The 19,270-nt window shown below is 38.8% G+C and carries 21 protein-coding genes; 7 read left to right on the top strand and 14 right to left on the bottom strand.

All coding sequences use genetic code 11. The annotated features are described in order from the left end of the window. Positions 1 to 34: 34 nt before the first annotated feature. From HU823_RS10585 to HU823_RS10575, 3 genes are all read right to left on the bottom strand, one after another. A complete protein-coding gene (locus HU823_RS10585) occupies positions 35 to 1,252 on the bottom strand; it encodes an ABC transporter permease (protein ID WP_197222039.1) in 1,218 nt (405 codons plus the stop codon). After that, entirely contained in the window at positions 1,249 to 1,992 is a 744-nt protein-coding gene (locus tag HU823_RS10580; RefSeq protein WP_191754776.1) for an ABC transporter ATP-binding protein, read from the bottom strand. Before HU823_RS10580 ends, HU823_RS10585 begins: the two co-directional genes overlap by 4 nt. 63 nt (positions 1,993 to 2,055) lie before the next feature. Next, positions 2,056 to 2,592 carry a PCYCGC motif-containing (lipo)protein gene (locus HU823_RS10575; protein ID WP_370630059.1) on the bottom strand — a complete coding sequence of 179 codons (537 nt, stop codon included), beginning with the start codon at positions 2,590 to 2,592 and terminating at the stop codon, positions 2,056 to 2,058. Positions 2,593 to 3,420: 828 nt separating this feature from the next. Between HU823_RS10575 and HU823_RS10570 the strand changes: the two genes are divergently transcribed. From HU823_RS10570 to HU823_RS10560, 3 genes are all read left to right on the top strand, one after another. Beyond that, positions 3,421 to 3,849, top strand: coding sequence for an HIT family protein (locus HU823_RS10570; RefSeq protein WP_305069402.1), 429 nt, complete (start codon positions 3,421 to 3,423; stop codon positions 3,847 to 3,849). Between the two features lie 299 nt (positions 3,850 to 4,148). Further along, on the top strand, positions 4,149 to 5,228 hold the full coding sequence (gene serC, locus HU823_RS10565) for a phosphoserine transaminase (protein ID WP_197222037.1): 1,080 nt from the start codon (positions 4,149 to 4,151) through the stop codon (positions 5,226 to 5,228). A 117-nt stretch (positions 5,229 to 5,345) separates the two neighbouring features. Then, positions 5,346 to 5,867: a tryptophan transporter gene (locus HU823_RS10560; RefSeq protein ID WP_197222036.1), complete on the top strand. Its 522-nt coding sequence runs from the start codon at positions 5,346 to 5,348 to the stop codon at positions 5,865 to 5,867. 32 nt (positions 5,868 to 5,899) lie between these two features. Here the strand turns inward: HU823_RS10560 and HU823_RS10555 are convergent, their stop codons facing one another. After that, positions 5,900 to 6,325 carry a YkvA family protein gene (locus tag HU823_RS10555; protein ID WP_197222035.1) on the bottom strand — a complete coding sequence of 142 codons (426 nt, stop codon included), beginning with the start codon at positions 6,323 to 6,325 and terminating at the stop codon, positions 5,900 to 5,902. Positions 6,326 to 6,686: 361 nt separating this feature from the next. Between HU823_RS10555 and HU823_RS10550 the strand changes: the two genes are divergently transcribed. Further along, complete coding sequence (locus tag HU823_RS10550) at positions 6,687 to 6,968, top strand: YtxH domain-containing protein (protein WP_186320597.1); 282 nt, start codon at positions 6,687 to 6,689, stop codon at positions 6,966 to 6,968. A 212-nt stretch (positions 6,969 to 7,180) separates the two neighbouring features. Continuing rightward, on the top strand, positions 7,181 to 7,762 hold the full coding sequence (locus HU823_RS10545; protein WP_066391382.1) for an HTH-type transcriptional regulator Hpr: 582 nt from the start codon (positions 7,181 to 7,183) through the stop codon (positions 7,760 to 7,762). Here the strand turns inward: HU823_RS10545 and HU823_RS10540 are convergent. Then, a complete protein-coding gene (locus HU823_RS10540) occupies positions 7,753 to 8,094 on the bottom strand; it encodes a DUF1878 family protein (protein WP_137790539.1) in 342 nt (113 codons plus the stop codon). The two genes, HU823_RS10545 and HU823_RS10540, sit on opposite strands and share 10 nt — an antisense overlap. 133 nt (positions 8,095 to 8,227) lie before the next feature. Beyond that, the gene (locus HU823_RS10535; RefSeq protein WP_197222034.1) at positions 8,228 to 8,806 is read right to left on the bottom strand and encodes a YpmS family protein; all 579 of its coding nucleotides are present in this window, start codon (positions 8,804 to 8,806) and stop codon (positions 8,228 to 8,230) included. Between the two features lie 100 nt (positions 8,807 to 8,906). Here HU823_RS10535 and HU823_RS10530 point away from each other — a divergent pair, with 100 nt between their 5' ends. Next, on the top strand, positions 8,907 to 9,086 hold the full coding sequence (locus HU823_RS10530; RefSeq protein WP_066391378.1) for a hypothetical protein: 180 nt from the start codon (positions 8,907 to 8,909) through the stop codon (positions 9,084 to 9,086). Positions 9,087 to 9,259: 173 nt separating this feature from the next. Here the strand turns inward: HU823_RS10530 and HU823_RS10525 are convergent, their stop codons facing one another. Continuing rightward, positions 9,260 to 9,355, bottom strand: coding sequence for a YjcZ family sporulation protein (locus HU823_RS10525; protein ID WP_082861266.1), 96 nt, complete (start codon positions 9,353 to 9,355; stop codon positions 9,260 to 9,262). 101 nt (positions 9,356 to 9,456) lie between these two features. After that, positions 9,457 to 9,549, bottom strand: coding sequence for a YjcZ family sporulation protein (locus HU823_RS10520; protein ID WP_269148791.1), 93 nt, complete (start codon positions 9,547 to 9,549; stop codon positions 9,457 to 9,459). 232 nt (positions 9,550 to 9,781) lie between these two features. Between HU823_RS10520 and HU823_RS10515 the strand changes: the two genes are divergently transcribed. After that, positions 9,782 to 10,675 (top strand): peptidylprolyl isomerase, encoded by an 894-nt coding sequence (locus HU823_RS10515; RefSeq protein ID WP_144702881.1) that lies wholly within the window; start codon positions 9,782 to 9,784, stop codon positions 10,673 to 10,675. 286 nt (positions 10,676 to 10,961) lie between these two features. Here HU823_RS10515 and HU823_RS10510 read toward each other — a convergent pair whose 3' ends face one another. The 6 genes from HU823_RS10510 to HU823_RS10485 form a co-directional block, all read right to left on the bottom strand. Beyond that, positions 10,962 to 11,300 carry a sporulation YhaL family protein gene (locus HU823_RS10510; RefSeq protein WP_231607413.1) on the bottom strand — a complete coding sequence of 113 codons (339 nt, stop codon included), beginning with the start codon at positions 11,298 to 11,300 and terminating at the stop codon, positions 10,962 to 10,964. Between the two features lie 61 nt (positions 11,301 to 11,361). Then, positions 11,362 to 12,672, bottom strand: a complete 1,311-nt coding sequence (locus HU823_RS10505; protein ID WP_197222033.1) for an MDR family MFS transporter — start codon at positions 12,670 to 12,672, stop codon at positions 11,362 to 11,364. Positions 12,673 to 13,289: 617 nt separating this feature from the next. Next, the gene (gene yhaM / locus HU823_RS10500) at positions 13,290 to 14,249 is read right to left on the bottom strand and encodes a 3'-5' exoribonuclease YhaM (protein ID WP_137790544.1); all 960 of its coding nucleotides are present in this window, start codon (positions 14,247 to 14,249) and stop codon (positions 13,290 to 13,292) included. A gap of 103 nt (positions 14,250 to 14,352) precedes the next feature. Beyond that, positions 14,353 to 15,717: a HAMP domain-containing sensor histidine kinase gene (locus HU823_RS10495; protein ID WP_197222032.1), complete on the bottom strand. Its 1,365-nt coding sequence runs from the start codon at positions 15,715 to 15,717 to the stop codon at positions 14,353 to 14,355. Continuing rightward, positions 15,714 to 16,391, bottom strand: coding sequence for a response regulator transcription factor (locus HU823_RS10490; protein WP_144702893.1), 678 nt, complete (start codon positions 16,389 to 16,391; stop codon positions 15,714 to 15,716). Before HU823_RS10490 ends, HU823_RS10495 begins: the two co-directional genes overlap by 4 nt. Before the next feature lie 20 nt (positions 16,392 to 16,411). Continuing rightward, complete coding sequence (locus HU823_RS10485; RefSeq protein WP_197222031.1) at positions 16,412 to 19,267, bottom strand: ATP-binding protein; 2,856 nt, start codon at positions 19,265 to 19,267, stop codon at positions 16,412 to 16,414. Between the last annotated feature and the right edge of the window lie 3 nt (positions 19,268 to 19,270).

Here is a 19,270-nt window from a genome sequence, read left to right as displayed (position 1 = left end):
TCTGTATATAAAAAACTTCCCAGCTAAGAAAGAGCTAGGAAGTCAACGTAATGTGTTTTTTTGTCATACTAGGCAGTCGTAATATACTGTATAGAATTGCTCCCACAGGCATTAGGATCGCGATCATCCAGTCTCCTGAGAGTAATCCATAAAAGAGGCCATAAAATCCCCCTTGTATGATCAGCAAGTATCTCAGCCAATTTTGAAAGGCTTTTACTCTTGTATCTTGTTTGATCGGATAGATCATGAATACAACATTCCATCTATACTGGGTGTAAAGTGTAAATAATTGTAGCGCAAACATTTGAAAGAACAAGAACACGACAATCAACTGCCACCACCCTGCAGGAATTAAATAAATAAACAGAAAGCCGATTAAGATCAGTCTTACATATAAGCCTAGGTAATCGCCTGAACGGACAAATGTCTTCATGTATAGAGCAGAAAGTGCATTCTTCTTTTTAAAAGAAAAACTGGCTAAGCTGTTTAACCATGGTCGCTTATGAACGGTCTGCTTTAAAGCCGGGACATCTGTAAAGTAATTGACGAATCGGTAACCTTTCATCTTTAAAGACTGTTCTTCGGCTAATAACATTTCCCACTGATAGCCATGCTGTTTCTTAAAGACCCCGAAAACAAAATTCTTTAAGACATACATAATCGCAAAAATAGCGATTAAGAATATGTACGCTTCATTAAAGAGCAAATAGGCATATACAAAGTTTACAATGAACCTCATGATCTTATAGTTCGTTTGATGACTCTTATAGGGTAATCGTCTTTCTTCCCATGATACATAAATATTAAATACTTTGGCTGCGATCAGAAAGAATCCAAACGTGACATACATCTTCCATCCATCATGGATAAAGAATTGAACAATCGGCCATAACAGCGTAAATATAAATAGCGTTAAAAAAGCTCCAGTAGCTGTTGCAGAGGAGATTGCTTTTAAGAAATATTGTTTCATTCCTGATTCTACAGGAAGTAAAAATACGAGATCTCCTTCTTTTAACAATGTACGGATTGGACTTTTAGTCAACCAGAATGAAAAAACGATCGTTAAAATAAAAACGGCCGGAAAATTTTCAGGAAGTGCTTGCAGAAGCTTAGCATAATATACACTTCCGATCACGATGAGCAAAATTAAGGAAACAATAAGTCCGCTGTTTGCCATTAAACTAAAATATTTAAGCGTTTGGGTAACGTGTGCATTGCGTCGTTTTGTCCATAATTTTTTTACATCGATCATGTGACTTTACCTCTTGCTACATAGAGATAGATCTCATCTAACGTCGCATTCTCCAGCCCGCTTCTTACGCGTAGTTCCTCTAAAGTTCCGCTTAGGACCAGCCTTCCTTCATGCATGATCAAAAAGCGATCGCAATATCTTTCTGCCGTAGACAAAATGTGAGTAGACATCAGTACGCCAGCGCCGTTGTTTCTAAATTTAACCATATATTCTAGAAATGATTGAATACCTAATGGATCAAGACCCACGAACGGTTCATCCACGATATATAGCTTAGGTTCGACCAATAGTGCACAAAGGATCATTACTTTTTGCTTCATCCCTTTTGAGAACTGACTTGGAAACCACTTGATCTTATTATCCATTCGAAACTCTTCTAGTAATGGGCGTACACGAGTTAAAAAGGTTTGTTCTTCTAGTCCATATGCCATTGCTGTTAGCTCTAGATGTTCCCATAACGTTAATTCTTCATAGAGAATCGGCATCTCAGGTATGTAAGTAAATTGACTTCGATAATTTTCTGGTTCTTCCCTGAACGTCTGTCCATCGATTTTAGAAGTGCCTGACATGGGTTCCATGAGACCTAACACATGCTTGATGGTTGTACTTTTACCGGCTCCATTCAATCCGATCAAGCCTACTATCTCATTTTCTTTCACCGTGAAATCTAAGTGATGAATAACAGGCTGATTGGGAAGATACCCTCCTGTTAGATCTGTAACTTCAAGGATTGGTTTCATATAGTACCTCCTTCTGCAATCCAGCATTTTCATTATTGTTTGCCATTTTTCTCGTTTTACACCTTATGAGGCAGGCATCGGTGTCGGAGTTGGCTCTGCATATCCTTCTTTGTATTTCTCATCGATCATGTTTCTAATTTCCACCGGTGTTTTTCCATCAGCAGAAGCACTCATGCTGATCGCTGCGATCTCTAAACATGTACCGCACTTTGTACCATGATCATCCCATACGATTTTTCCATCTTCTTTGTTTTCTGAAACAAAGCAATCATAATTGTCTTTATGACCTGCCGATTCACCACAGCCACAAAAACAAGGCATTGATTCTAGCAGTTCTTTATATTTCGGAACTTCCGCATAAATGGCAGCGATCTCATCAGGTTGCTTTTCTAGAAATCCTGGCAATACATCCATTGAAGCAGTAAGTTCTTGAATATCACCGTTCGGCAGATGATTCTCATGTCCTTCATGAGAAGCTTCCTGTTTAGCGCTTGACTCCTCTTGGTGATTTTTATGCTCATCTTCTGATTTATTCCCGCACCCTGAGATGAGGAAACTAACACCGAGTGTCATTGTAAAAATAAGTTGTCTTTTTTTCACGGAGAGTCCTCCTTTTTGTCATTCTTTCCTTATAATAGCTCAATTCACGTTTCCTTTACCAATTTTATATGTATAACTTATAAGACTTCCTGGACAAGATATAAGAGAAGAAGGTATCCCCCCTTCTTCAAGGAGAAAGATGCAAGGTATTAGATTTTTTCAGATATGCTTTTCTTTAAGGAGATGGTTCTCTTGGACTATTTAGTGCTTGAGCAATTACAAATTCTTAACATTGAGGTGCATGGCTAAAAAATCGTATTGTTTTGTTTTCGTGTTCTCCTTTCTTCTCTAACCTCTATAAGAAGAAGGGTTCTATTTTTGAATAGGACCCTTCTTTTTTATTACCTGCTTTTGGAAGTGTTGATTTCCGTTACAGGCTGCTCGCTTTCCATGGGCAGACGCTCAGCCACATTCGTACGTTTCACTCTTAAGTGTCTCAGCTGCCTAGTTGCAGTGGCTAGCCCCTCAAGGTCAAAAGTTGAACGGTCTGTGATGAGCAAAGTGCGCCTTCATAGCCCATTCACCTTTTGCATGTCGGGGCTGAACGAGCCACTTCCACTTTTTGAAATGCCCGCCTTCATGCTCCTTACTCCTGCGTCTACAAGTTAATGCTAGCGGAGTAAGCTTCCTCGTCGCATGCCTTGCGAGATGCATTTCAGGTGGTAGGCACGCACCTTCCACTCCAATCAACCTGTCAATGAAGAAAATAAAAAACATTCACAAGCAACTATCGTATAGAAAAGAGCCTTTTGATAAGATAAAAAGAATACCTTATTTTTTAGGTTGATCATGTGTGATATGATAAGTAAAAAAAATGAGGTGAGCCACTTGTCCCACGATTCAAACTGCATTTTTTGTAAAATTGTTGCGGGAGAAATTCCATCCTACAAAGTGTACGAAGACGAAAACGTTCTAGCCTTCTTAGACATCAGTCAGGTAACAAAAGGACATACGCTGATTATTCCTAAAGAGCACTCCACAGATATTTTTGAACTGCCTGCAGAAACAGCAGCGAAGCTTTATTCTGTCGTGCCTAAAATTGCCTCTGGAATTAAACAAACGTTTAACCCGATCGGTCTGAACATCTTAAACAACAACGGTGAAGCAGCTGGACAATCTGTTTTTCATTACCATATGCACTTCATTCCACGCTACGGACAAGGTGACGGATTTGGAGCAGTCTGGAAAACACAGGATACCCCTGCAGATGAAATGAGCAAAATCGCTCAAAATATTAAAGAAAACGTTAAAAACTAACGTTACATATTAAAACTGCCTTTTTTTAAACTGGGGCAGTTTTTTCATATTCTTTTTTGCACAATCTTTGTTGCTCTTGAAAGTAGTTGATCTCCGTTACAGGATGCTTGCTTTCCGGGGGGCGTGCGGTGAGCCACCTTGTCGCATCGCTCTTAGGTGTCTCACCTGTCCCGCTCATCCCCCAGGAGTCTCGCACCTTGCACTCCAATCAACTTTTTCCAAGAAGTAGTTCTAAAAATTTTTGAATGCAATCATTTTTTAACAAAAGCAGTTTTACATTTTTGATGAGGAGGAGAACGATGACACGCATCTATTTTCAAGCCGGACCCACAACATTGCCAAAAGAGGTTATGCAGCAAGCAAAGGAAGAGTGGGATGACTTCTTAGGTACTGGATTAAATATTATGGAGCATAGCCACAGGGGTTCAGAATATGAAGGCATCCATAATCAAGCGAAAACACGCATGAAACGTTTGCTCAATATACCAGATACACATGAAGTATTGTTCTTACAAGGCGGAGCAAGTCTACAGTTTGCCATGATTCCAATGAATTTTATTCAAGGTGGTAAGACTGCAAAATACGTACTCACTGGGGCATGGTCTGAAAAAGCTTATAAAGAAGCTCAGAAAATCGGAACGTGTGAGGCAGTCATTACAGGTAAGGACTCGGACTATCGCACCCTTCCAGAGATGAACTATGTTTCTAGCGAAAATGACGCCTATCTTCATATTACTTCCAATAACACGATCTATGGCACACAATGGTCAGACCTACATGCCTTCACTCATCCAAATCTTATAGCGGATATGTCGAGCGATATTATGAGCAGACCCCTATCTGTTGAAGATTATGGATTAATCTATGCCGGTGCTCAAAAAAACCTTGGACCTTCGGGTGTAACCGCCGTTATCGTACGTAAGAATCTGCTACAGGAAAATAAATCTGTTCCATCCATCTTGTCGTATTCGGTTCATGCAAAAAATAATTCTCTTTACAACACGCCTCCTGTTTACTCCATCTACTTGCTAAACCTTGTACTAGGGTGGGTAGAAAAGTGTGGTGGTGTCATTGAAATGGAAAAGAGAAATCATAATAAAGCTGGAGTCATCTACGATACGATTGATAAAAGCAATGGGTTCTACAACGGGTATGCTACAACTGAATCACGTTCGAACATGAATGTTACTTTCACTCTTTTAAATGACGAACTGGAAAAGCTGTTTATTAAAGAGAGCGAAGAAAACGGAATATATGGGCTAAAAGGACACCGGTCGGTCGGGGGTTTCAGAGCTTCTATCTATAATGCTGTACCTCAAGAATCGTGTGATAGCCTTGCACAGTTCATGAGACATTTTCAGGAAAAATACGGAAAGTAGTTCACAAACCTTTTCAGTTGTACGTGCATCTGTTAACATAAGGGTACTTTCGCATTAGGCCAAGAGGGCACTATTGGAAAGAAATTAGGCTAAGAGTAGCTGAGGAGAGATGAGAAAATGAATACGAATACTAAATCATTAGCTTTAACATCTGTACTGATTGCATTAGGGTATGTGTTTCACACTGTTGTACCCCCATTATTTTTTGGAATGAAACCAGACTTATTACTCGTGATGATGTTTTTAGCCATAATGCTATCACCTACTAAACAAAACGTGATCATTGCAAGTATGGCAGCTGGAGTCATTTCTGCACTAACAACTGGTATGGCCGGCGGACAGATCGCCAATATCGTTGAAAAACCTATAACAGCTTTTATCTTTTTGGCGTTGTTCTTACTTGCTAAAAAAGTAAAAGTAAATGCGATAAGCGCTGTTCTTTTAACAGTAGTCGGAACGATTATCAGCGGTACATTATTCCTCATGGTCGCCATGCTCGTAGCGGGATTACCTGGTACATTACTTAGCTTCATTGGAATGATCGTTGTTCCAACAAGCGTTGTTAGCGGCTTGATCATGTTTTTTATCTACCCGATCGCAGATCGACTATCTAAGCGTTCAAACTTAACTGCTAATTAAATAATGATAATTTCCAAATAAAAAGCCAGCTCCTATGGAGTTGGCTTTATGTATTTATCCTCTTCTTCTTTTTCTTCTTCCCACGTCTGAAAAGCTGCTATCTCAGTTGATAACGTTGAAAAAATAAAAGCTAGGACAGTTGCATCATCCAATAGTCCTGCTCCAATCAAAAAATCAGGCACTGCATCAATTGGACTAACAAAATACAGAAGTCCTGCGACCACTAATAGTAAAGATTTTTTCGAGACATCACGATAGTCGCCTCTTTTATATGACTTTACCATTCGAACTAACGCTTTTACTTGAGAGCCTAGGTTACTTAAACCTTGTTTATCTGGTTGTGAACTTTTTTTCTCAGCTTCTGTAATGAGCTCACCCGTTTGAGTAGAACTTTCGAGCACAGCATTCGCTTTTTCCTTCATTTTATTAAAGTAGTTGCCGATTGTGTTTTGTTTCAACCCATATCCCTCCATTCTTTTTATTATGTATACCCTCTTTTAAACATCTTCGTCAATTGTGAAACTTTTTTTCCTTTTCATTTATTTTATATTATCATTCTCCAAAGTCAGTCAAATATCTTCTGTTTTAGACAAGTATGACATTTTTTGAAACCAACGTACTTCGTCACTATTTCCTTCTAACATTCCTATTGTATCAACGGTTTCAAATTTCGACCGTTCTATAATAGCTTAATCTTGCATGTCCAAACATGACGAAATCTATCGGGAAATATTTTTATATTCGTCATTATTTTTCATAGGAATATAAGAGAAATTCACGAATTCATTAGATAATAAAAGAATGAGGAGGAATTATAAGATGTCTAAACAAAAATCCATGGTAGTAGGTTTCGCATTAGGAACGGTGGTTACTGCAGCAGCTACTCTGCTTTCTACACCAAAAGCAGGTAAAGAAGTAAGACAAGATCTTAAAGTGAATATGGATAAAATGAAATCGACGTTCTCCAGCATCAAACGTGATGGCATTCAGCTTAGAGCAAAGATCAGATTTGCTAACAAAGAAAAAGAAGAGGCTCTACAAGAAACTGCTGCCTCTACAATTGAAGAAGCTCCTGAAGAAATGGAGCAAGAAATTAAATAATCCCAAAAAAATTCTCCCTTTTTGGAGAATTTTTTTTATCTATACTTCCGAACGAGTAAGAACACTTACATCAACACCATATCAGCTAAAAGTTATATAACTATTTTACTAAAAAATAAGGAAAAATTGAAAAATTTTACTTTCTTATTATAGGAAATACTGGCATAATGAGGAATAGGATGTGTTTTATAAGATGGAGGGGCATTTTAAAAATGAACAAAGATCAATTATATAGTTTTCAAGAAGCCATGATCTATAGTCACAAACTTTCACAGATTAGTAAAGCATTATGGAAAAGTGTAGAAAAAGACTGGCAAAATTGGATTAAGGATTATGGTTTAAACATTAATGAACACCATATTCTATGGATTGCTCATCATCTTGAGGGTGCATCAATCTCTGATATTGCAAAGTTTGGCGTTATGCACGTATCCACTGCTTTTAACTTTTCAAAAAAGCTTGAAGAACAAGGCTATCTAACATTTTCTAAAAAAGAAGATGATAAGCGAAATACATATATTTGTCTAACACCTAAAGGTGAAGAGCTTTTACTTCAAACATTGAACACGTACGATCCTTCAAAGTTTGGTGTTTTCAGTGCTTCTATGCCGATTAAAGAGTTATTTGGAAGGTTCCCAGAGTTTCCTGAATTGATGTCGATCATCCGCAATCTATATGGCGATGACTTTATGTCGATTTTCAACAAACTCGAAGAAAAGATCGAAGCATCATTAGATGATCAGCCTGCATCACCTGTGATAGCAGCTGAAGAAATTGCCTCTTCTCATTCGTAACGTACAGATAACTCATAAAGCTTCTCCATCAAAGAAATATACTTTTCTTGTTGAAGCAAAGCAGTAATCGTTTCTCTTGGGGAAAGCTTTGGCGTTAACATGCCTGCAAAATGCAACAATAGCGGTGTGTAATGTACAAAGCCTTCTTCACTCTGCATTTCATATTTTCGTTGAAGCTCATCGCAAAGAAGGAAGACCTTATTCACTTCCTGCTCGGTGAGCTTTTTTTCCATGACCAGTCTAAAAAATGGATACGCTGTAAGATCGACACTCTCAATCGTTAGCTGATTATAAAATTCTAGTCGTTCAAGTCGTTCTTCCACCGTCTCCATACAAAACCCTGCTTTCTAGTCATTGTCTGTCTATAATAATTATAATCCAACTTTCTCCATTTGGGTATGAATAATTGAGGAAGAATAAATAAAGCGCTCCTTCCCTAACGTGCTCGGGTAGAAGCGCTTTTTTCTAGTTATTCGTATAGACTCCGAATTTAATAGAGTTCTTCTTTAGATCGAATTCTTCCGCTTTCACCGCATAGCCTTTCTTTGTTGGCATTTCGGTCACTCTCATCAAAATGCTCTCATCTTTCGGATAGACATCTACCCATTCAGGAAACTGGACGGTCTTTTTAATCAATGTAAACACCTCGTCACCGGGTAGTGGGAAACGTCCTACTTGCATATCCTTTTCCTTCAATAAAAGATCACCGTTTTCAAGAACCTCAGGCTCAAAGGTAACCTGATAAGGAAGCTCTTGATCAAACGCGATAAATGATCCGTTAAGCACGGCTTCATCACTACGCAAATTAACGTATACGTTCACATCTGGCGCTTTTTTGCGGAGCTCTTTATTTAACAGATCTTCCACCTGTTCCTTTTCTGTATGTATGCTTAAGAGTTTTTGATTGTCTCGAATATCTGTATCTAGTGAACTACGATCTAAACGGCCACCAGCAGGGTCACTAAAAAGCATAACGGCTATGGCGATCGGTACAATTAAAAATAGAAGCAATAGTGTAAAAAATGCCGTTTTCCATTTATTCATAAATTTCTCTCCCTCTCTCATCTCTTAGAAGTTATTTTCCTATTCATATTCCACATATTTTGGTAAAGTTAAACAAGTAGTTCATGTTGGAGGTTTTCATATGGCAGGCTATATCTTCGTTTTTTTGGCACCAATCTTTTTATTCGTTTTTAACTCACTCACTCACAAGTTATGTGACAAAAAGAACTTGTCCTCAAAACAGCAAGACTCGGTTTATCGTACGATCAACGTTTCTATTACCATTCTGCTCATTTCATCCTATGTTTCAAACGTTCTATAGAAAATATAAAAAGGGGGAACCTAAATTGCATTCCCCCTTGAGTAACCGTACCATACACATGCTGCACCTTTTGATCAAGAGTAGTAAAACACACATTAACGAAACTGCTTATAAACGTCAAGCCTGATCAGTCCCCCTTCGTAAGAAAAGGTCCTGCTTAGCCGTCATTTATTTTAGCAGAAACATGCAGCACCTACGATAATCAAAAGAATAAACAACACAACAATCAATGCGAAGCCTTTTCCATGCCCGTATCCACCGTAACCCATGAAAGCCACCTCCTTTGATATTCTGTACACTATCCTATGCATGACCCGTAATTCACGCATAGGCATTCGCCCTTTAAATTAATTTAAATTTCTATTCACCATCAATAGCAGTAACAAGCTCCAATAATGATGAGAAGGATAAAAAGAACTAAGATTAGTGCTAATCCTCCCCCATGACCGTAACCATAACCCATCATCATACCTCCCTTTTCTTTCTCCATATCATATAGTGATACGCCCTATTGTGATTAGACGAATGACCCGGTTTTTAAAATTTTTTTATTAAAATCGTATAGAATACCCGAAAATACTGGATTTATAATGTGTAAATTTTCTCATATTTCATTTATTGAATAGGAATACCCATAACGTTTATGCTATAGTAAGAGTTGTTAAATTATTACTTCACAGTAGGAGTGTTTGAAAATGAAAAAATGGATGTTATCAATTGGACTCACAGCGGGACTAATTTCATTATCCGCTTGTAATAATGCTGGTGGTGCTGATTCAGAAGCCATCGTAGAATCTAAAGCAGGAGATATCACGAAAGAGCAATTCTACAATAAGATGAAGGAACAGTACGGGGATCAAGTTCTTAATCAAATGATCGACGAAATGGTGCTTGAAGATAAATATAAAGTAACAGACAAAGAGATTGAAAAAGAAACAGATAAGATCAAAGAAGAGCTTGGTGGCGAGGATGCTTTCAAACAAGCACTTGAACAAAACGGCTTATCTGATGAAAAACAGCTAAAAGAACGCATCAAGTCTATGCTTTTAAATGAAAAAGCAGCAACAGAAGGTGTTAAAGTTTCTGAGGATGAAATGAAAAAAACATTCGAAGAAAAATACAAAACAGAAGTTAAAGCGAGCCACATTCTTGTAGAAGATGAGAAGACGGCTAAAGAAGTTCAAAAGAAATTAAACGAAGGCGGAGACTTTGCTAAATTAGCAGAAGAATATTCTAAAGACCCTGGTTCAAAATCAAAAGGTGGAGACCTTGGCTTCTTCGGTAAAGGCGCAATGGTTCCTGAATTCGATAAAGTTGCTTTTACCCTTGAAAAAGGAAAAACAAGTGAACTGGTTAAATCTGATTATGGTTACCACATCATTAAAGTAACGGACAAGCGTGAAAACAAGTTCGAAGACAAGAAAGAACAGATCGAACAAGAGCTTAAGCAACAAAAAGCGAAGCCTATCACTGAGATCTTAGAAAGCCTGAAGAAAAAAGCGGATGTTAAAGTAAAAGATAAAGAATTAAAAGAAAAGATGGAAAAGAAAGCTGAACAACCTCAAATGCCACAAATGCCTCAACAATAATGGCATGATATATGAAAACCAGACCTTTGATGGGGTCTGGTTTTTGTTTTGTATTTATATAGAAAGCTATGGGGCATCAAAATTGGATGCAATAGCCACAGAAGTTACAGATCACATAAAAATTGTGGCGAATCACATAAAAATCATGGTGAATCACATAAAAAATACACGTCATCACATAAAAAAGGCGTATCATCATATAAAATGATAATATCACTCGAACATATCTACCCTAGAAAGACAGAACAATCAAAAGACCTGCTCTTAGCAGGTCTTTTCCTTAATTCTACAGACGATTTGAGTCATCATGATAATGATCTTCATCCCCTGCTGCTGCGACTAAATCCTCTGCATCATCATCTTCAGCGGATTCCTGAGCCTTTGCTCTCTCGATACGCTCCATGTATACTCTGCCTTCTTCTTCAATCACTCTTTGCTCGATTTCACGATCTTCTTGGAACAATGTAACGATCCGATAACCACTATAGATAATGCCGCAAAGCACAAAATACATCCACCATGGAGTCATAGTAAAGAAGTTGCCCACTCCAGCTGAATATTCTTTTAACACAAAGGCAGCTATGAGTATGGCACCGAAAAATAAAGCAGCGTATCCTTTCATCATTTAACTCCCCCTTATTAGACAAGCTTTTAATCCAGTCTATGAGGGAAAATTAAAAGTTATGTCATGAAAGTGCAGGTTCAGCTTTAGATTCTTTTTCCTTTTTGTTGGACTCCATTTTTTTGTCAAACGCACGGAACATCAAGTAATAGAGTCCTGCACTCATTACTGCTAATACAAACAGAAGGTAGAACGTATTTTCAAAACCAATCCACATCGTTAATGGAATAGAGATCGGTGCGATCGTACGTCCGATTGTAAAGCGCAGACCCGCTGCAGCAAAGTACTGCCCTCTCATGTTTTCGGGCGCTAGCTTAGAAATAAAGCTTTCTTGGATCCCAACTACCATCAGTTCAGCCGTTGTAAAGATGACCATCGCACCAAAAAGGATCCACATCATCGTCGTACTTCCAAACACTAGCATCGACACACCATATAGAAGTGCAGAAAGAATAAATACCCTGCCTTCTTTGAATCGATTCATCCATTTAGCCATCCAAACTGTACATAACGCTACCATCAATCCGTTAAGCGAGATCAGATAACCAAAAACCTTTTCACCCGTTAACGAAATATCCCAATTGCCAATTGCAAAAAGCGATTGTTCTGGTACTTTTTCCGTTGTATAAACAGCTAGGAGTAGATCCATTTGCATGAAGGTCTGAGCTACAAGAATACCTGCTAAGATAAATAACAAGAATAATTTATCACTCGCGATCACTCGATAGTCTTTCAACTGTTCGCCGATCGCCTGGAACCAATTCTTATCAGTCCCTACTTGTTCTAATACTTCTTTCTTTACCGGAACCGTTTCACGAATGTATTTTGCTAACACGACGGCTAACACAACGCTTACGAGCAAACATGCTAGCAATAATTCAAAACGGTAAGAGAAAAAGAAGATACTTCCTAATACAGGACCAAAGACCACCGATATATTGATCGATGTGTAAAACACTGCAAAAACTTCACTTCTATGCTTTTCTTCTACAACGTCTGCGATCATCGCGTGACTAGCTGGCCAATATAGAGAACCAAACAGTCCTAACGCTGAAAACGCAATAAACGTTAAGATCGGTGAATCCATCCACGGTGAGTTAGCAAGACAGAAAAATATAAACGTTGCTGCCTGGCCCCAAGCCGAGATTACCATCATCTTCTTTCGTCCATATTTATCCGCACAATAGCCACCTACAAGGTTTGTGATGACGCCGACAACTTGTGACAGGACTAATAAAATACCAGCTGTTGTTTTTCCCATTTCATCTGAAAAGTAAATCGCCATAAACGGGAAGAACATCCAAAACAATAGATTTACAAAAAACTCTCCAATTAAACGAACCTTTAAATTAGCATCCCAATCTTTCCATCTCATGCTGTCCACTTCTTCCTTTTTGTTATTTCCGACACTGTTGATTTATCTGATCCAACTTTTGAGCAGTCACCTTCATAAGCAAGCCGTGAATACAGCAATTTTTCCAATGAGAGCATAGAAAAAAGCCTATGAGTATACACAGTCACATGTGCATACCATAAGCTTTTCGTTAAAAAGGCTCGGGATGACACATGGAGAGATTGCTCAAAAGCAGGTAGAATCGCATAGCAAAATAAGCCTTCCCAAATGGGACTAGACGTTATTTAGCTTGCTTTCTTACCTTACCTTGAACAATGCTAACCATGAGTCATTGCCTCCTAAAATTTCGTTTCTTAACTTCCAATTCCAAATTTACCATAACTCCCATTTTTACACAATGGGTTAATTTATTAATATTGGTGCTTCGTTGTCCTTGTCAGTTGTTGATTTCCGTTTCAGGTTGTTCGCTTTCCGCGGGGCAGGCGGTGAGCCACATTCGTACGTTTCACTTTTAAGTGTCTCACCTGCCCGCCTGTCCCGCAGGAGTCTCACACCTTCCACTACAATCAACTATAAAAGAAGACAATAAAAACGATTAATAGCAAAAAACACTACAACACTGCCTTTATAATAGGGCCTTAATTTTTCGCAAATTCCCCTTGGAACAACGGTTTATATAACGATCGATTTTCTAGAGCGAACTGCTTATCTGTAAATTCTCCAGGCTGTACCTTTTCGAGTGCGCGGTCCATCATATTCATTCTAGCATCAAAATTATCGATCATATGAAGGATCTCTGCTTCACGAATCAACGGCGCTTTAGGGCTTCCCCACTCAGGTTTACTGTGGTGACTTAAAACTAGATGCTGAAGAACGGTTACTTCTTCTCCTTCGATCTCTAACTCATCTGCCGCCTTTCCGATCTCGTTCACCATGATTGTAATGTGACCGAGCAGCTTTCCTTCGAGTGTGTAAGACGCAGCAACTGGTCCTGACAACTCGATGACTTTTCCAAGGTCATGCAGGATGATTCCAGAATAAAGAAGATCCGTATCTAGAGACGGATAGAGCTTACTGAACGCTTTAGCCATATCCAGCATGGATACAACATGAAAAGCAAGACCAGATACAAACTCATGGTGGTTCTTAACCGCAGCAGGGTATTCTAGAAATTCAGCTTGATGTTTCTTTAATAAGTGTCTTGTGATTCGTTGGATATTTGGATTCTTCATCTCAAATATGTATTTGGTGATCGTCTCTACCATCGCGTCTTGAGATAATGGAGCTGTTTCTAGGAAATCACTAACCTTAACACCATCTAGTTCCGTTGCAGGGCGAATGGCTTTAAGCTTTAACTGCATTTTTCCTCTGTAGTTCCCCATCTCACCAGCTAGTTTTACGATAGCTTGAGCTGCGTAGAGCTCTTCGTCTTCTGGTGAACTATCCCATAGTTTTGCCTCAACATCACCTGTTTGATCTTGAAGGATCAGCGTCAAGAATGGTTTACCATTACTTGCCGTCCCTTTTACAGATGATTTGATAAGAAAGAAACCATCTACGACCTCTCCTACCTTATAAAACGCAAGTCCTTTTTTCATCTTTCACCCCGCCTTTCTTTGCTTTAGTATAGCATATCCGTCTATTTAACTACTTGTCGTAACACTCTAGCTGTAAAAATTACAACTAGTGAATGATTCTCTTCTACCTTTTTCTTTTAAGGTTAGTAATCGGAATTTTAATCTGAAAAGCTACACCTTCTGCTCTATTTTCCGCGACAACTCTTCCTCCATGCAATTCCGCAATTCGTTTTACGATAGCAAGGCCCAGCCCAAACTGACCTTTATTTCCTTTACGGAACGGCTGGAAAATCTCTTCCCCAGTCACACCAGTAAGACGTTCTCCATCATTAAACACTTCAATAACAAATTCAGATCCGTTATTAAAAGCAGAGAGTCGAATCGTCTTATGTGCATAACGCAATGCGTTTTGAACTAAATTATCAAGGAGGATACCCCATTGTTCTTTATCGCCGTTCAGATTGTAATGATTACCTGTAATCTCAAAATCGATATCTTCACGCTGATATCTGAAGCGTTCAACAATATCTTCTGCTAGGTCACCAAAGTTAAAGTTCTCTTTTGTTAGTACATCAAGTTTCAAAGCATCAAGCTTTGTATAGTACAGCATGTTTTGAACACGCTTTTCCATTCTTTCCGTTTCTTTTAAGATCACGTCCATCATATCTTCCGTTGTATCTTTCGGCATGATGCCATCTTTGACAGACTGAGCGTAACTCTTAATCGTCATAATCGGTGTCTTTAATTCATGAGAAGCGTGCTGAATAAACGTTTTTTGTGCATGGTCATGTCTTAACAAGTTTTGACGCATCTCTTCAAACTGCTTGGAAAGAATATAGAATTCATCATCACCCTTCCAATGAAACGGCTCTTGCCAGTTGCGTTTAGCAATCTGTTCGAACCGCTTTCCTAAGATGGTGAGTGGCGATCGTAAATACCGCGCTAACCAAATCGCAGGAATGATTGAGAATATGCCTGTGAACAATAAGATCAGTACGAGTCTTAGCCATAATCTGTTGACCATTTGATCGCGATACGTATCCCACATATAAGAGATTAAGTATACCTTTTCGCCTTTTACGTTCGTCTTTGTTGTGATTGCATAGAACAAGGTCGCATCTTCGTACGTTAACTCGTAACGACCTTTATTCTTCTTTTGGTTGTATGCTTTTTCAGCCATCTCATAAAGAACTTCTTCAGGTACAGGGTCACCTTGTGAGTTGGCATACTTGTCAACAATCACAACATGTCCAACATCACGAGCTGCATTCCTTCTCTCAATAAAATCAGTTGGAGACTCCCCTTCTCTAGGAAGCTGATTATTGGGATCCCAGACATTCTGCTGTTCGTTCTCAATGATTCGATACGTTTCTTCAGTCAGCGTGTCTTTAATGGAAAGCGGATAGATGATCGCGGTTAAGAGACCAATCGTAAATATCAGCAGACCGAATGAAAGCCATATCCGCTGAGTTAGATTTAAGCGTATCATGACGGTATGATCCTATAACCAGCTCCGTAAACGGTCTCTAAGTTCAATCGAGGCATCTTCTTACGAACGCGTCTGATGACATCATCCACAGCACGTTCAGATCCGAAATAATCGTCTCCCCACACATATTCTAGAATCTCTTCTCGCTTACGAGACTTCCCTTTATTCTCAATCAAATAAAGAAGAACATCGATCTCTTTTCCTGTAAGATTGATCATCTCACCATCACGTGTGATCTTTCTTGAGATTGGATCGATCATATATCCTGTAATTTCAATCGTTTGTGGCAAGCGGTTACCGGTTTCATAGATTCTTGTTAACAGTTTTCTTACGCGAATAACGAGCTCTCTTGGCATGAAAGGCTTTGCTAAATAATCATCACTGCCCAGCTCAAGTCCAACGATTCGATCCAAGTCTTGGTCTCTCGCAGAAACAAAAATAACAGGGATGTCTGAAGCTTTCTTGATCTCTTTAATAATTTCATAGCCATCCATACCTGGCAGCATAATATCTAATATCCAAAGGTGCGGTTTGTTTTCTTCCGCACTTTTCAAAGCATCTTCTCCATTGTGAAAAACCGAAACGCTCCAGCCTTCTTTTTCCATATAGGCTTTCAGCACTTGAGCAAGATCTTGTTCATCCTCTACTAAGTAAATGGAATACTCATTTGACATGAGCCATTCCCCTCCTTTGGTTACATTTCAGCGATAACAGATTGATGTGGCCAATGTATGACAGGGACTGCCGAAACCGTAGATGCAATATGTTTATGACAGGTAAAGAATAACACCTGCCGATCAAACGCCGTTTCTTGTATCAGTTGTAATGTTCGCTTTGTCCTTAACCCATCAAAGTTAACCGCAATATCATCCATTAAAATCGGGAAGTCTCTTGGTCCGGCATGATAAGCTACTGCTAATCGGATAGCCAAATACACCTGTTCAGCAGTACCTCGACTTAACTCATGCGGATAAAAACCTAAGCCATCCCCATTTAAAACCATTAATTCATTATTATCTGTGAATGTGATAGATTGATATTCACTTTCTGTTATTTTACTAAAATAAACACTCGAAGTCTCTAAAACCGCTGGCAGCTTTGTTTTTTGATAATCTTCCTTCACTTTTGAAAGTGCATGCTGTGCCAGACGTAAGCTTGCCCACTTCTTCACTAGCGTGTTCCATTCTTCTTTAAGCATCTCATATCGATGCAGGTTCTCTGAGTAACTGCCATCTTCAAGCAGTTTCGTTAATTCCCAATCCAATTTCCCTTTAGCTTCTACCTTCTCGTCGTACCGTTTTTGCTTTTCTTGCACCTGTTCTTCCAAGATTGAAAGTTGATGAAGGGTTGTTTCATAATTCACCGTTACTTTTTCTGCCATCACTACGATTTCATCATTTGAAAATCCTAACGATATAAATTGATTATAAAGCGTTTCACGTTCTTCTTTTAGCTTGCCGAACCGTTCCTTGTTCTTACCTTTTACATAAAAGTCCGCTTCGTTGCTAACTTTAGCTGCATCCCATAGACTGCGGATTTGAATATCTATAAATGAAACCTTTTTCTGAAGCTCATTCTTCCGCTCGATGAGTTCTTTTTTGTTTTGCTGTATGTGATCTGCTCTCGACTGATTTTTAAGTTGCTTCTCTAATTCTGCATAACAAGAGTTGATCCAGCTTTTCGTATCTTCCTGAAGTTCTTCACCTAATGCAAGCGATAGTGAGGAAGCCTTCTTCTCATAACTGCTTTGCTTAAATTCTATATCCTGCACTTTATTCTCTGCATCATTTCGCTGTCTTAATAACTCTTTAAGCTGAAGCACTCGTTTCATATAACCTGAAACAAAAAGACGATCCAACTTCCCACTGTATCCTTGATCAGACGCCCATCGTTTCGCATGGTCCCAGACAGATGCTTCTTCCACCTCTAAATAATCCAGACGTTTAGCAAGCTGTACATAAATGTTGTTTTCATTAGAAAGTTGTAATGAGAGCTCAAGCCATTGTTTCCTATGAACCTCATCTTCTAACAATCGCTGATGTACGTGTTTTGGCATCTCGTCACCAGACTGATTCCTCTTTAAATACAGAAAACTTAGTACTAGAGCTGTAATCAGTAGCAGCACTCCTCCAAGCATGACAGGAGGATGGTTTGAAACCCAGCCCGACCATACGAGTAAGAGGGAAGAAAGAATGGGTAATAGTGTTGTGTAAACAGGAATCTTTCGAGTTTCTTTATGATTGGAGTGCTGATACTTTGCATATTCTTCTTCAGAAAGAAGTTTCTTCTTATGTTTTGCTTCTTCCGTTTCTAATCGCTCCAACTTCACTCTAGAATCCTCGAGCTCGTCTTCTAACCTACTTTTTTTATCTTGAATCTGCTCATTCTGCCTGATTAAATCTTCAAGAAAATGAAGCGATGATAAAGACAGTGAAAGTTCCTTGAGTTCTTTTCCAGACCAGGCTTCACCGATTTCATCATAAAGCTCTCTTTCCTCTTTTCTTAACGACTGAATGTGGCGTTGTAGCTCTTGAAGCTGGTTGAAAAGATGTTCATATTCAGGAAATAAGTTAAACAAACGTTTAATCTCTGTTTCATACTGTATGATATTTTCATTACTTATGATGGATCCGAGCTCACCTTCAGCATCTTGAATACGGCTATCAACGTAAGTAAAGTCATTTTTCAAGCGTGACAATTCTTTTCGTAACTCCTCATATTGTTGAAGACCGTTCTCTGGAAAAGAATATGATTCAGAATCAAAAGAGCGAATCTCGACATCAAGCTGCTTGTACCTTTGTAATACGGGCTTTAATTCGAGCAGCCTCTTGTTTGAGAGAAGTTCGGTTTGAAGCTCTGTTAGTATTTGTTTAATTACTTCTAGATCCTTTTCATGGCCATCTTTCTCGTTCATTAACGCTTGATAACTCTCATTTTTTTCTTTTAAGAGTTGCAGGGATTTTGCTGCAGATGATAGCTGTTCTAATCTTTCATTAATGATTGGTTTTTTACCTGCCTTTTTAAATAAGAGGGCTTGTTTCTTTTCAAAGGTTTGTTCGATGTCTAATAGATCACGGTCACCTGAGATCGCGGTGCTTAATAAAAAGTTTCCAAGTTCTTCCGATGATAACTTGTCTAATTTTTGTAATCCATCTAGTCCAAAGCAAAAAGCACCCGTATACAAAGATTGTTCCATTCCGTCCAACAATTGTAGCAAAAATGTCTCTTCTTTCTGTTGACCGCTGTCATCATAAAGCCTGAGATCACCGGTTACAGTTGAACGTGCAACTCTTTCAATCGTCCATGTTCCGTGTACCTGATGATGAATGGTAATCTTACCACCCATTCTGTTTCCGTCTTTCGGTTCATAGCGGCGTTGATTTTGACTTTTTGTAGGAAAACCGTAGAACATACATTTAATAAAGTCCATCAAAGTAGTTTTTCCGGCTTCGTTTTCTCCGTAAAGAATCTGCAGCCCTTTATTTTCGAAGGAAATTTTACAATCCTTTAATCCACCGAAATGATAGATATGTAGGGTAACGAGTTTCATCTT

Origin of the sequence: Fictibacillus sp. 18YEL24, assembly GCF_015903855.1 — a bacterium.
Taxonomy (GTDB): domain Bacteria; phylum Bacillota; class Bacilli; order Bacillales; family Fictibacillaceae; genus Fictibacillus; species Fictibacillus phosphorivorans_C.
Note: the sequence above shows the minus strand (reverse complement) of the source record. Positions and strands in the feature narration are given on the sequence as shown.

What these genes read in the sequence shown, in the direction of transcription:
- HU823_RS10540 (WP_137790539.1), bottom strand. Translation starts at nt 8,094, where the DNA reads ATGGAGACGGTGGAAGAACGACTTGAACGACTAGAATTTTATAATCAG.
- HU823_RS10560 (WP_197222036.1), top strand. Translation starts at nt 5,346, where the DNA reads ATGAATACGAATACTAAATCATTAGCTTTAACATCTGTACTGATTGCA.
- serC (WP_197222037.1), top strand. Translation starts at nt 4,149, where the DNA reads ATGACACGCATCTATTTTCAAGCCGGACCCACAACATTGCCAAAAGAG.
- HU823_RS10530 (WP_066391378.1), top strand. Translation starts at nt 8,907, where the DNA reads ATGGCAGGCTATATCTTCGTTTTTTTGGCACCAATCTTTTTATTCGTT.
- HU823_RS10485 (WP_197222031.1), bottom strand. Translation starts at nt 19,267, where the DNA reads ATGAAACTCGTTACCCTACATATCTATCATTTCGGTGGATTAAAGGAT.
- yhaM (WP_137790544.1), bottom strand. Translation starts at nt 14,249, where the DNA reads ATGAAAAAAGGACTTGCGTTTTATAAGGTAGGAGAGGTCGTAGATGGT.
- HU823_RS10550 (WP_186320597.1), top strand. Translation starts at nt 6,687, where the DNA reads ATGTCTAAACAAAAATCCATGGTAGTAGGTTTCGCATTAGGAACGGTG.
- HU823_RS10585 (WP_197222039.1), bottom strand. Translation starts at nt 1,252, where the DNA reads ATGATCGATGTAAAAAAATTATGGACAAAACGACGCAATGCACACGTT.
- HU823_RS10505 (WP_197222033.1), bottom strand. Translation starts at nt 12,672, where the DNA reads ATGAGATGGAAAGATTGGGATGCTAATTTAAAGGTTCGTTTAATTGGA.
- HU823_RS10580 (WP_191754776.1), bottom strand. Translation starts at nt 1,992, where the DNA reads ATGAAACCAATCCTTGAAGTTACAGATCTAACAGGAGGGTATCTTCCC.
- HU823_RS10495 (WP_197222032.1), bottom strand. Translation starts at nt 15,717, where the DNA reads ATGATACGCTTAAATCTAACTCAGCGGATATGGCTTTCATTCGGTCTG.
- HU823_RS10515 (WP_144702881.1), top strand. Translation starts at nt 9,782, where the DNA reads ATGAAAAAATGGATGTTATCAATTGGACTCACAGCGGGACTAATTTCA.
- HU823_RS10545 (WP_066391382.1), top strand. Translation starts at nt 7,181, where the DNA reads ATGAACAAAGATCAATTATATAGTTTTCAAGAAGCCATGATCTATAGT.
- HU823_RS10510 (WP_231607413.1), bottom strand. Translation starts at nt 11,300, where the DNA reads ATGATGAAAGGATACGCTGCTTTATTTTTCGGTGCCATACTCATAGCT.
- HU823_RS10520 (WP_269148791.1), bottom strand. Translation starts at nt 9,549, where the DNA reads ATGGGTTATGGTTACGGTCATGGGGGAGGATTAGCACTAATCTTAGTT.
- HU823_RS10490 (WP_144702893.1), bottom strand. Translation starts at nt 16,391, where the DNA reads ATGTCAAATGAGTATTCCATTTACTTAGTAGAGGATGAACAAGATCTT.
- HU823_RS10535 (WP_197222034.1), bottom strand. Translation starts at nt 8,806, where the DNA reads ATGAATAAATGGAAAACGGCATTTTTTACACTATTGCTTCTATTTTTA.
- HU823_RS10525 (WP_082861266.1), bottom strand. Translation starts at nt 9,355, where the DNA reads ATGGGTTACGGTGGATACGGGCATGGAAAAGGCTTCGCATTGATTGTT.